This is a genomic window from Streptomyces sp. NPDC052020, assembly GCF_040680575.1.
In the GTDB taxonomy this organism is placed as follows: domain Bacteria; phylum Actinomycetota; class Actinomycetes; order Streptomycetales; family Streptomycetaceae; genus Streptomyces.
This window is the reverse complement of the sequence record NZ_JBFAWY010000002.1, coordinates 304,126-315,930: the sequence shown is the minus strand read 5'-3', so window position 1 is coordinate 315,930 and position 11,805 is coordinate 304,126. Positions and strand designations below refer to the sequence as shown.

The window sequence follows — 11,805 nt, the reverse complement described above, 5'->3', positions numbered from 1 at the left end:
CCGGAGCCGGGGCGTGAAGGCCACCAAGCCGGGTTGGCATCCAGGCTCCGCGGGCGTTCATGACCCGCATGGCGGACGGAACATCCCCGCGTTGAGCCCGGCGCCGGCGTCCGCCGCCGGCGCGGCCCTCGCCGGTCCGTCCGCGGCGTCACCGGCCGGGCCCCGGCCCGACTGCGGCGGCAGGGGCGGCCCGCTCCGTCGCGGGCCGTGATGCGGGGATCGCGTCCTGTATTGCTCCACTGGACCAACTTAGGTCGTTTTATGTGCTGAATCGGCCCTCAGACACGCCGTCGGGCCCGGCTTGGCCATGCGTTCGACATCGGGCCGGAGGCCGAGGCGCGGCACGCCGTAGACTGGTGGATCGGCCCGCGCGTCATCCCTGCCAGCCACGAGGGACCCGGGCCCAGGAAGCCGAAGTCCAGTCCCCAGTCCCCAGTCCTTTCATCCTCACGTACGGGAAGTCGCAACGTGTCGCTCACGATCGGAATCGTCGGTCTGCCCAATGTCGGCAAGTCGACCCTGTTCAACGCCCTGACCAAGAACGACGTGCTGGCGGCCAACTACCCGTTCGCCACGATCGAGCCCAACGTCGGCGTCGTGGGCGTGCCGGACGCCCGGCTGGCCAAGCTGGCCGAGATCTTCTCGTCGGAGCGGATCATCCCGGCCACCGTCGACTTCGTCGACATCGCCGGCATCGTGCGCGGCGCCAGCGAGGGCGAGGGCCTGGGCAACAAGTTCCTCGCGAACATCCGTGAGTCCGACGCGATCTGCCAGGTCATCCGCGCCTTCAAGGACGAGAACGTCGTCCACGTCGACGGCAAGGTCTCGCCCAAGGACGACATCGAGACCATCAACACCGAGCTGATCCTGGCCGACCTCCAGACGATCGAGAAGGTCCTCCCCCGGCTCCAGAAGGAGTCCCGGATCAAGAAGGACACCCAGCCCAAGGTGAAGGCCGTCGAGGAGGCCCAGGAGATCCTGGAGAAGGGCGACACGCTCTTCGCCCACGGCATCGTCCAGGGCAGCGAGCGCGCCGAGCTCCTCCACGACCTGCACCTGCTGACCACCAAGCCCTTCCTCTACGTCTTCAACGTCGACGAGGACGAGCTGGTCGACGAGGACTTCAAGAACGAGCAGCGTGCCCTGGTCGCCCCCGCCGAGGCGATCTTCCTCAACGCCAAGCTGGAGGCCGACCTCGCCGAGCTCGACGAGGCGGACGCCATGGAGCTGCTGGAGTCGGTCGGCGCCACCGAGCCCGGCCTCGCCACCCTGGCCCGCGTCGGCTTCGCCACCCTGGGCCTGCAGACCTACCTCACCGCCGGCCCCAAGGAATCCCGCGCCTGGACCATCAAGAAGGGCGCCACCGCCCCCGAGGCCGCCGGTGTCATCCACACCGACTTCCAGAAGGGCTTCATCAAGGCCGAGGTCATCTCCTTCGACGACCTGGTCGCGACCGGCTCGGTCGCGGAGGCCCGCGCCAAGGGCAAGGCGCGCATGGAGGGCAAGGACTATGTGATGCAGGACGGGGACGTGGTGGAGTTCCGGTTCAACGTGTAGCGGGCGACTTACCGCCACTTCGCTGATCTGGCAAATACCCAGGTCAGGAAGGGTCCGACCCTTCGAGGTTGGGCCCTTTGCCTTTTCCTGTGCTGGGATGGTGCTGGGATAGCTGATCCCTCGTCACCTGTCATCGCCCCTGCTCATCCCTACCGTGCTGGGATCGTGCCGGGATGGGATGACGGCGCCCGTGCCGGGGCGCGCCCTGTGCAGCGCCTGGCGGAGGGGGGAGTCGCTCGTGATTTCCGGTGCATGCAAACGGCGAGGAAAGCCTCCGCCCTTGCGCTCTGCCGATCTATTTCGGCTTCGGCCTCTTCGCCCCCCAGCAGCGCCGCACGGCCGCCGCGGGCCGCGAGCCGCTGGTGACCCCGCGCCTGTTGCGCAAGCCGGCTTTCACCGTGGGTCTCGGCGGCATCGCCCTGTTCCGACGCCGCCCCGTTCTCGATCTGGGACAGCGCTCCCGGCGTGCCGGTGGCGGGCATCGGCGCCGGCATGGTGATCGCCACCCTGTTCAGCTTCATCTTGCCGCGGTCGACGACGAGATCGAATGCGCCTCCGGTGTCCTGTCGGCGGTCCAGGCGGTCGGCGGCTCCATCGGCGTCGAGGTCTTCGGCTCGGTGTTCTTCGCCCGGGCCAAGGCGATCGACGCAGCGGTCGCCGAGGCCGCGCTGCGGCAGCACCGCCCTCTGGCCATGTTGGCCTCCGATATCGACGACATGGTCGAGCTCTGCGGCGATCGTGTGCGGCTCGTGGCGGTGTGATCTCCCTTTGCCCGCAGCGTGAAACGACAGTGCCCCGCAGCGCCGGATCAGGACTTGGAGGAGGCCGAGCCGGCGACTCTCGGAACCGGACGGTTGCTGTAAAGATCGAGGGGGGCCGTAACGGGAGGCACTGGCCATGGTCTCCGTGCCGGAGGAGGGGCCGGCCGTCAGCTGACCGAGCCATGCCCCAAGCCGGCAGGGGGCCGCGTAGCGGCTCCGCCGTACCGCATCAAGGGACATGGGCGCAAGGTGGGCCGAGCCGCTCTGCGTCGTACGCTCCGGGTTCGACAGCGGAGCAGCCGCCGACCGTACGAGCCACCCTCGGCGGCCGTGTCGCTCGCTCCCGCACCGATCAATGATTAGCTGATTTCACTCACGTCTCCGCAGATCAAAAGGTACTCTCCGAGCCAATGCGTGATGCTGGGTCGCGCGCTTGCGTGTAGGCAGGAGAAGGTGGATGGCCAAGGGGCATAAGTGCCCGCTGTGCGGCACGCACACGGTGCACCCGACGAGCACCAACCGCATGAGGTGCTCCCAGTGCAACACGGTTTTCCTCAAGGACAGGATCGTCGGGGGCTGACGCAAGCGCCGGCCTCGCTGCGCAGGACCACCGGGGGGACAGAAGTTCGTACGGCGGGTGGTCGTCGTCCGGCACGCGCGGGACGTAGTCCGGGACCGCGCGTGCAGCCACAGCCAGCAGGCGAGCGGCAGCCCTCCTCGGAGGCGGGGCCGAGCCGTTGCGCTGTACCTCGAGCGAGGAGACCTCGTTCGCGCGCCGCCGGATGTCCGGGGCCGGCGGGCGCGGGCAGGGTCGCCTGTCGGGACCGGTGGCCCCTGGCGTTCCCGCCCGCCTGGCACAGTTGTCCCTGCGTGGAGTACTGAGCCGAGTGGAGAACAGGGAAACGGACCGATGAAGTCACCTGCTTTCGACGGGGCCCCGCGGCCGCCCTCCAGGTCGGGCGTTCTGGCGTGGTTCGTCTTTCAGTGGTTGCTGATCCCCATCGAACTGGTGGTCAGGCTTGTCTGGAACGCCGCCATGTTCTTCGGTGACGGTGTGAACGGTGCCGACATGAGGGATCCGCTGGCGCGCTTCATGACGCCCGCGCGGCTGTCCCTGGCGATGAGCCGTGACGCCAGCCGCTGGGAAGGGCATGCGGACCGGCTCTGCGCCCGCCTCGCCGGGGAGTTGAGGAGCGGGAAGCTCGCCTGGGGTACGTCCGTGAGGTACCCGCAGGAGTACGTCTCCCGCGGCTTCGGTGGCGCGGAGAGCCGTGTGAAGGCCCTGGCGGTGGACTTCCGTGAGTACCGGGGCGCGCACTATCCCGCGGTTCAGGCCGCTGTGGCCCGCCACGGGCTGAAGGCCAAGCCCTGTGTCGACGGCGATCCCTCGCAGGGACTGTGGGTCTATCTCGCCGATGACCCCGGCATCCCGGTCACCGACCGCCCCGCCGCGTAGAGCGGGCGCGAAGCGGCCGGTGGCCTCTGAGCCGGTCGGCCTCGGTCACGGGCGGGAACGATGCCCGTGACCGAAGCGGGCCGGGCGAGGCGCGGTCGTTCACGGCTGCCCGGCCGATCCGGGCGAGCCGGTCAGCCGAAGACCGACCGGGTCTCCTGCCCGATGGTCATGCGCCGGCCCTGCGCGTCCGGGGTGTCCTCGCCGTCCTCCGCCCCGGAGGCCGGGTCCTCGTCGGTGTCCCTGTTGAAGCGCACGGTGTCTCCCAGGCGCGACATCAGGCCCACGTAGACGGGGAGTTCGGCGAGACTGGGGGTGCTCAGGGTGATGACCAGGAGCTTTCCGCCGAACGGTGACGGAACGTACAGTTCGACATGGGCGAAGGCGATGGGGTTCTGGACCTCGCCGCCGCCGAACTCGGTGGCGTGGAAGGACACGGTGGCCGGGCCGCAGGCGAGGTCCACACGGTGGACGTCGCGGTGCTCTTCCAGGGAGAGCGCCTCGTGCAGCGAGGCGGCGACGACCTGGGGGCTGTCCGGTTCGATGTCCTCCACCCGCACCAGCAGGTTGGCGATGCTCACCTCCCCGGCCTCGGTCTCGAACAGGCCGACCGCCGCGTGGACGGTCCCGTCCTCCTCCAGGGCCTCGGCCATGGTCCGGTAGACCGCCGCGGTCACTTCCCGCTGGAAGTCGGTACCGCCTGGCCAGATCTTCGCAGCCAGCTCCTCGAGCGCCGCCTCGAAAGCGTCGGGCGGCAGCATCAGCGGAATCTCGTGGAAGTCCTCGGGCGATTCGAACTCGATGAGAACTTCCTGAGCCGGCCGGGGTGCTGTCGTCATCAAAGCCTCGATCCTCTTGGTTCCCGCATGCGTCAGAGCTTCCCGGCCGCGGGGGTGTCGGAGCCCGTGAAGGCGTTGTACAGACCGAGGCCGATACCGGGCGCCTGACCGACGATCTGGGTGCCGCGGGACCACCAGGACATCGGGTCGAGCGTGCCGTCGGCGCGAATGGCGCCCTGCAAGGAGTTCCTGACGCTCTGCGGAGCCCACTCGACGACCTTGCTGAGACCGCGCTCCTTGAGGGAGGCGCCCATGGTGTCCAGCACGTGGTTGTCCCAGGCCATCTTCATGCGGTTGCCGAAGCCGGACGTGGTGAACTTCATGCTGCCCTCGGCGTACTCCCGGCCCAGGCCGAACAGGGACTTCCCCTGGAGCCTGGCGGCGTCGTACCCCGCCTCCGTCAGCGCTTCGATCTTCCTGACCCGGTCGATCATCTGGACGCCGTTCTTGGCCGTCTTCATGGCGACCTTGACGCCCGCCGTCGCGGTCGTGGCCAGCTTTCCGAGCGGCACGACGCCCAGCGCGTCACCGACGAGATCCATCGCGCTCACATCGGCTCCGCCGAGCTTCGCGGCTCCGTGGGTGGCCAGGGCGCCCAGGGACAGGGCACCGCCGGCGAGGGCGAAGGCGCCCGACAGCGGCGGACACCAGAGCGTGAGCAGCGAGAGCACGCCCATGGCGGTCGCGGCGATGCTCAGCCAGTCGCCGATCTTCTTCAGCAGGTCGGCGTGTTTGGTGCACCAGTTCTGGATGCTGTGCCCGAGGCGGGTGAAGGCGTCGGCCAGCCCCTCCCAGAACCCCGGGTTCGGCGCGCCGTCCGTGGCCTTCTGCATCTGGCCGGCGACCTTGCGGGCCTCCGACTGGTGCTCCTCCAGGAGTTCCTTCGCGCGCTTGACGATCGCCTCGAACTCGTCGATGGCGCCCTCGAGCTTGTTCTTCGCGGAGTCGACGGTCTCTCCGGCCTTCTTCAGCCGGGCGTTGGCCGCGTCGATCTTGGCCTGGGCGTCCTGGAGCGCGGCCTGGTCGGTGTAGTACGTCCCGGAGAGGCGGAACGCGGGGTCCGCCGCCGCCTGGTTGTAGGCGTCGACGGCGCTGTCGTACTCGCCGCGGAAGGTCTTCTCGCGCTGCTTGACCGAGGCCGCCTGGGTCTCGTACTCCCGCGCCTTGGACTGGTAGCCGGTGAGCATGCCGTGCCACGACTTGAGCTGGGACGAGGCCGAGCGGATGGCGTCGCGGCTGTCACCCACGTACCGGGGCAGGTCACCGACCTTGTCGGCGAAGGCCTTCGCGGCCTCGCCCTCCCAGGCCCGTCCGCCGCCCTCGCCGCGCAGCGAGCTCAGAATCCGGTGGGCGTTGTCCAGGCCGGTCAGCGCGCTGTTGAGCTTGGTGACGAGGTCGTCGACGCTCTCGACCTTGCCGGGGGCCGGGTTGAAGCCGATCGCGGGGAACTCCTGCGGGCCGCTCATCGCGCACCTGCCGGGGACGGGAACGGTCCGGGAGCGGGCGTGGGCTTCCTGTTCTCCGCCTGCGTGAAGGCGTCGCGGATCGCCTGCTCGGTCTGTTCGTAGTTGTTCTTCGTCTGCTTGAGCCGCTCCTCGATGGCCTGGGTGCCGTCCGCGATCTTCTTGATCGCGTTGTCCCAGGAGTCGTGGAACTCGTCGCAGGCGTTGTCGAGCGCCTCGCTGCCCGTGCTCTTCGGGCCCACGTCCTTCAGGGCGTTGAGGGCCTTGCGCATATTGTCCTGACTGTTGTGCAGCTCTTTGATGAGCCGGTCGAGATCGTTGACCTCGACCTTGAAGTGATCACCCACGTGGTCCCCCGCGTGTCTGCCGGCAGTTCGAAATGCAAAGGGTGCGGTTCATTTCGGTGATGCGATCTTAGACACGGCCGCGGCGGGTGCGGCCGCCCCCCGGGACGCCGGGGCGCGGCCGCGCCCGGCACCCGGTCCGACGCGGCCGGAGGCACGGACGGTGTCCCTGACCGGGCAGGCCGGGCGGCCCCGGCGGCGTCGTCCCGGCCCGGCCCGGCGGGCCGGGCCCGAACCGCGAAACGCCGCCCTCGCGCCGGGTGTTCCGCCGGTGCGGAACCTCGGTGAGGGAGGTCATGGCTCGACGGTAGCGATTCGGCGGGAGACGGTCCATGTGCCTGCGGACGCCGTCCGCGCCCCTGCCGGCGACGTCACGCCCCGGGCCGCCCGCGCTCACGCCGGCACCACGTCCCTGACCGTCCGCAGCCCCCGCCGGCACCACGTCCCGGGCCGCTCGCGCGCAGTCCCTCACCAGCGCCCGCTCCCCGTCCTCCCGCCGCCGTGCCGGCATGTGCCGGCCGGAGGGCGGCCCCGCACCGGCCGGGCGCGGCAGTCACACGAAGGCGACGTCCGCCCCGCCGTCGGCCAGGCCCGCCATCGGGTCGTCCCAGCTCACCCGACATACCCGGACGACGGCGTCCGGATGTGCGGTCGTGAAGCGGGAGCGGGTCGCCGGAAGCGGGCCGCGGCCGGGGCTGGTGCTCGTGCCGGCCACCAGGGCACCGCGCCGTGCCGCCCGGTGCGCCGCCCCGGTCGCCGGCCCCTCCGCCCGCGCCTCCGGCGTCCGGCGGGCGTGCGGCGGCAGGGCTCGGCCCGCCTCGGCGAGGGTGGCGCCCTGGCGGCCGCGCGGGAACGGCTCGGCGCCCAACCGTCGCTCCGGCGCCCGGACTCCGGCGCCCGGATCCGCTCGTTCAGCGCGGGCTGGGAGACGTACCGCCGCTCGGCCGCGCGCGTGCGGCGCAGTTCCTCGGCGACGGACAGGAGCGGCGCGGGTCCCGCACCCGCACGCCGCTCCTCATGGTCATCGGTGGGCGAGACGGCCGGCGACCCGGCGGACCATCCCGCACATTTGTGCGGGAGTGCGCACATTCGTTGGTAAAGCCCGGCGGAACTCTTGTGCAATTCCTCTGCAGGCCCCAATCTTTCGGCTGACGCACAACGCACGAACGCCGCCCGGGATTGTCATGACCACGCCTTGTGGCGGTTCCGGAGCGGCTCGATGGGCGTGCACCACCCCCACCACGCACCACCGACTGAGGAGGACCCCTCACATGACCGTGATGCGTCACCCCCGCCGAAGACTGGCCGCGCTCGGCGCCGCGGCTACCGCCGCGCTCGCCGCGAACCTGGTCTCCGCCCTCCCCGCGGGGGCCGCCCCGCCCCCCGGGGACGGCCGGATCCAGTACGAGGACGCCGTGAACGCCGTCCCCGGCAGCTACATCGTCACCCTCAGGACGGAGAAGGCCGGTTCCGAAGCGGGCCGGGCCGTGGCGGAGAAGTACGGCGCGGACATCGAGCGCACGTACACCAAGGCCCTCAACGGCTACGCGATCGAGGCGTCCGAGACCGAGGCGAAGCGTCTGGCCGCCGACCCGGCCGTCGCCTCCGTCGTCCAGGACCGCACGTTCACCCTCACCGCGACCCAGCCCAGCCCGCCCTCCTGGGGCCTGGACCGGATCGATCAGCGGAACCTGCCGCTGAACAATGCGTACACCTACCCGGATTCGGCCGGGCAGGGGGTGACGGCGTACGTCATCGACACCGGCGTCCGCATCACGCACACCGACTTCGGCGGCCGGGCCTCCTACGGCTACGACGCCATCGACAACGACAACACCGCCCAGGACGGGCACGGCCACGGCACCCATGTCGCCGGCACGGTCGCGGGCACCGCGTACGGCGTCGCCAAGCAGGCCAGGGTCGTCGGCGTGCGGGTGCTGAACAACTCCGGTTCCGGCACCACCGCGCAGGTCGTCGCCGGCATCGACTGGGTGGCCCGCAACGCGGTCAAGCCGGCCGTCGCCAACATGTCCCTGGGCGGCGGCGCCGACACCGCGCTCGACACCGCCGTCCGCAACGCCATCGCCTCGGGCGTCACCTTCGCCGTCGCGGCCGGGAACGAGTCCACCAACGCCTCCACCCGGTCACCCGCCCGCGTCGCCGAGGCGATCACCGTCGGCGCCACCACGTCGAGCGACGCGCGCGCGAGCTACTCCAACTACGGCACGGCCCTGGACCTGTTCGCGCCGGGCTCGTCCATCACCTCCTCGTGGAACACCGGCGACTCGGCCACGAACACCATCTCCGGTACGTCCATGGCGAGCCCGCATGTCGCCGGAGCCGCCGCGCTCCACCTGGCCGACAACCCCACGGCCACCCCCGCCCAGGTCTCCGCCGCGCTGACGTCCGCCGCCACCACCGGCGTCGTCACCAACCCGGGCACCGGCTCACCCAACCGGCTCCTGTACGTCGGCGGCGGTACGACCACCCCGCCCGGCCCGCGCTTCGAGAACACCGGCGACTACACGATCGGCGACAACGCCACCGTCGAGTCCCCGGTGACCGTCTCCGGCGTCGCGGGCAGCGCGCCCTCGGCTCTCGCCGTCGAGGTGCGCATCGCGCACACCTACATCGGCGACCTCCAGGTCCAGTTGATCGCCCCGGACGGCACGGCGTACACGCTGAAGTCGTACGGCACCGGCGGCAGCGCGGACAACATCGACACCACGTACACCGTGAACGCGTCCGCGGAGGCCGCGAACGGCACGTGGAAGCTCAGGGTCGGTGACAACGCGGCCCAGGACACCGGCCGTATCGACGCCTGGGCGCTCCAGTTCTGACCCCCGTCCCGCAACTCCCCTCGTCCTCGCGGCACGGCTCCGGGCACCCGGCCCGGACCGCCGCGAGGACGAGTCGTGTCCGGCGCGGGCACCGGCGCTCCGGCTCCTGTCCGTGCCCGCGGGCGGCACGGACAGGGGACCGGGGATGTCCGGAGTCCCGGCACCTTCCGCGAGCACTGCGAGAGGGGTGACGCCCTCATCGGCCCGAAGACTCGGCCGCCTTCCGCGACTGCCTCGGGCCGGCCGCCTCCCCGCCGCCGTACGAGAAGGGGGGCGCGGGCCGGTCGGAAGGCGGTGGAGGCGCGGAGGAGGCCCGCGGCACTGAGGTGTGAGAGCCGTCACAGTGGGGAGAAAGTGCCTGCGTAAAGCCGTGCGCCGGGGGTCGTCATCACTTCGGGTGATTCTCTGGCCCTTGCTTGCCTGGCACACCAGCGGTTGCCACGCTGTTGCTGTCTGTACAGCTGATGGGAGCGACCAGTGACATTCGGTGAGCAGCCGGCGTACCTGCGTGTCGCGGGTGATCTCCGCAAGAAGATCGTCGACGGTCTTCTGCCACCGCACACCCGGCTCCCGTCCCAGGCCCGGATCCGCCAGGAGTACGGCGTCTCCGACACCGTCGCCCTGGAGGCGCGCAAGGTGCTCATGGCCGAGGGCCTGGTCGAGGGCCGCTCCGGCTCGGGGACCTATGTGCGCGAGCGGCCCGTGCCCCGGCGCATCGCCCGCTCCGGGTACCGGCCGGCCGACGGGTCCACGCCCTTCCGCCAGGAGCAGGCCGACGCCGGGGTGCGGGGCACGTGGGAGTCGAGCACCGAGCAGGCCGAGGCGTGCGCCGCCGTCGCCGAGCGGCTGGCCATCGAGCCCGGCGACCGGGTGATGCGCACCAAGTACGTCTTCCGCGAGGGCGGCGAGGCGATGATGCTCTCCACGTCCTGGGAGCCGCTGGCCCTGACCGGGCGCACGCCCGTGATGCTGCCCGAGGAGGGCCCGCTCGGCGGCATGGGCGTGGTCGAGCGCATGGCCGCCATCGACGTCGTCGTGGACAACGTCACCGAGGAGGTCGGCGCCCGCCCCGGCCTCGCCGAGGAACTGCTCGCCCTGGGAGGCGTCCCGGGCCATGTCGTCCTGGTCGTCCAGCGCACCTTCTACGCCTCGGGCCGCCCGGTGGAGACGGCCGACGTGGTGATCCCCGCGGACCGGTACCGGGTGGCGTACCACCTGCCGGTGAAGTAGGACCAGCCGCCGCCGCGCGCCGCCTTTCCGGGGTCCCCGGAGCCCCGCCGCGCGCGACGCCCCCGTCCCGCCCTGCCCCCCTCCGTCCTCCTCCCGCCCCCCGGCGACCGGCGCGCATTTCTCGCGCGCCCCTCGCGCCCCTTCTTGCCGATCGCCGGCGGTTCCGGCGGGCCCGGACCGCTCGGGGGGGCGTTGGATTCCGGTCGTTCTCGCAGGTCGCCCCGAGGTGCCCGTCACGGCGCTGACCGGAGACATCGGGGCCGGGGGCGGCGCGTTCGGCATCGTGCGCCCCCTGGGTGCTGGCCGGTTGCGTACCTCTTTGTGAAAAGCCGTATCCGGTGCGTGAAGGTTAGGCGTAGGGTCGGGCATATGCACATCGGGGTTTCAGTGATGGGCGGGGCCCGGTACGGGCCGCGGGCGAGAAGGGGAGGGGCACGATGAACGACAGCACGGTCGCTCTGCCCTGGCTTGTCATCCGGCAGGACGACAACGGCAGCCGCTACCGCGTCGGCAGGTACGCGACCCGGGCGGAGGCCCAGAAGATCGCGGACAGCCTGGACGGCCGCGGCCAGCAGCTCTACTGGGTCGAGAGGATCGGCCAGAACGGAACGGGCGCGCGCGACTGACCGGCGCCTGAGTCCCCCGGCCGGGGCGGCCGCGCGCGGCGCACGCGCGTGAGCCAGGGGTGCCCCCGGTGCCGGGCAGGCGCCCGCGGCGCCCGCGCCGCCCTCGCGTAGGCTCCGGCGCATGACGGTACGGATCGTGGTGGGTGCCGCCCTGTTCGACGGCGGGCGCCTGCTCGCCGCGCGCCGCAGCGCACCGGCGGAACTGGCCGGACGCTGGGAGCTGCCCGGCGGCAAGGTCGAGGCGGGCGAGACGCCCGAGGCGGCGCTGGTGCGCGAACTGCGCGAGGAACTGGGCGTCGAGGCCGAGGCCGGTGAGCGGATCCCGGGGCAGTGGCCGCTGAAGGCCCCCTATGTCCTGCACGTGTGGACGGCCCGCCTGCTGCCCGGCTCCGCCGCCCCCGCACCTTTGCAGGACCACGACGAACTGCGCTGGCTCCCGCCCGCCGACATCTGGGACGTGCCCTGGCTCGAGCAGGACGTGCCGGCCGTCCGGCAGACGTGCGCGCATCTCGGACTGGAGGCGGCGCCCGGTACGTGAGGCGCGACGGGGGAGCACGGCCCGCCCGCCCTCCGGCGGCGAGCACCGCCGTACGTCATGCGTACGCCGCCTGTGCCTCTGTACGCCCCGCCCGCACCCGGCCGTACCCGGCCGCACCACCCGGACACCACCCGGACGTCTCCGGGCCGCGCGG

Annotated in this window: 12 protein-coding genes; 8 read left to right on the top strand and 4 right to left on the bottom strand. The window is 71.6% G+C overall.

Translation table 11 applies throughout. From position 1 onward, the window contains the following. The first annotated feature begins 468 nt into the window (after nt 1-468). The 4 genes from ychF to AB0L74_RS03315 all read left to right on the top strand — a co-directional run bounded on the left by ychF (nt 469) and on the right by AB0L74_RS03315 (nt 3,774). Complete coding sequence (ychF, locus tag AB0L74_RS03330) at nt 469-1,557, top strand: redox-regulated ATPase YchF (RefSeq protein ID WP_365645059.1); 1,089 nt, start codon at nt 469-471, stop codon at nt 1,555-1,557. Nucleotides 1,558-1,805: 248 nt separating this feature from the next. Beyond that, nucleotides 1,806-2,318: a hypothetical protein gene (locus AB0L74_RS03325; protein ID WP_365645057.1), complete on the top strand. Its 513-nt coding sequence runs from the start codon at nt 1,806-1,808 to the stop codon at nt 2,316-2,318. Between the two features lie 457 nt (nt 2,319-2,775). Then, on the top strand, nt 2,776-2,898 hold the full coding sequence (locus AB0L74_RS03320; RefSeq protein ID WP_365645055.1) for a hypothetical protein: 123 nt from the start codon (nt 2,776-2,778) through the stop codon (nt 2,896-2,898). 330 nt (nt 2,899-3,228) lie between these two features. Next, on the top strand, nt 3,229-3,774 hold the full coding sequence (locus AB0L74_RS03315) for a hypothetical protein (protein ID WP_365645053.1): 546 nt from the start codon (nt 3,229-3,231) through the stop codon (nt 3,772-3,774). 131 nt (nt 3,775-3,905) lie between these two features. Here the strand turns inward: AB0L74_RS03315 and AB0L74_RS03310 are convergent, their stop codons facing one another. From AB0L74_RS03310 to AB0L74_RS03295, 4 genes are all read right to left on the bottom strand, one after another. Then, entirely contained in the window at nt 3,906-4,610 is a 705-nt protein-coding gene (locus AB0L74_RS03310; protein ID WP_365645051.1) for a hypothetical protein, read from the bottom strand. 32 nt (nt 4,611-4,642) lie between these two features. Beyond that, nucleotides 4,643-6,076: a putative T7SS-secreted protein gene (locus tag AB0L74_RS03305; protein ID WP_365645049.1), complete on the bottom strand. Its 1,434-nt coding sequence runs from the start codon at nt 6,074-6,076 to the stop codon at nt 4,643-4,645. Next, entirely contained in the window at nt 6,073-6,420 is a 348-nt protein-coding gene (locus tag AB0L74_RS03300; protein WP_365645047.1) for a type VII secretion target, read from the bottom strand. Before AB0L74_RS03300 ends, AB0L74_RS03305 begins: the two co-directional genes overlap by 4 nt. Nucleotides 6,421-6,970: 550 nt before the next feature. Continuing rightward, entirely contained in the window at nt 6,971-7,285 is a 315-nt protein-coding gene (locus AB0L74_RS03295; RefSeq protein ID WP_365645045.1) for a hypothetical protein, read from the bottom strand. 403 nt (nt 7,286-7,688) lie between these two features. Between AB0L74_RS03295 and AB0L74_RS03290 the strand changes: the two genes are divergently transcribed. The 4 genes from AB0L74_RS03290 (at nt 7,689) to AB0L74_RS03275 (ending at nt 11,651) form a co-directional block, all read left to right on the top strand. Then, nucleotides 7,689-9,257, top strand: coding sequence for a S8 family peptidase (locus AB0L74_RS03290; RefSeq protein WP_365645043.1), 1,569 nt, complete (start codon nt 7,689-7,691; stop codon nt 9,255-9,257). Between the two features lie 477 nt (nt 9,258-9,734). Continuing rightward, nucleotides 9,735-10,487, top strand: a complete 753-nt coding sequence (locus AB0L74_RS03285; protein WP_365645041.1) for a GntR family transcriptional regulator — start codon at nt 9,735-9,737, stop codon at nt 10,485-10,487. Between the two features lie 437 nt (nt 10,488-10,924). Then, nucleotides 10,925-11,113: an SPOR domain-containing protein gene (locus AB0L74_RS03280; RefSeq protein WP_365645039.1), complete on the top strand. Its 189-nt coding sequence runs from the start codon at nt 10,925-10,927 to the stop codon at nt 11,111-11,113. 121 nt (nt 11,114-11,234) lie between these two features. Then, entirely contained in the window at nt 11,235-11,651 is a 417-nt protein-coding gene (locus AB0L74_RS03275; RefSeq protein WP_365645037.1) for a (deoxy)nucleoside triphosphate pyrophosphohydrolase, read from the top strand. The last annotated feature ends 154 nt before the right edge of the window (nt 11,652-11,805 follow it).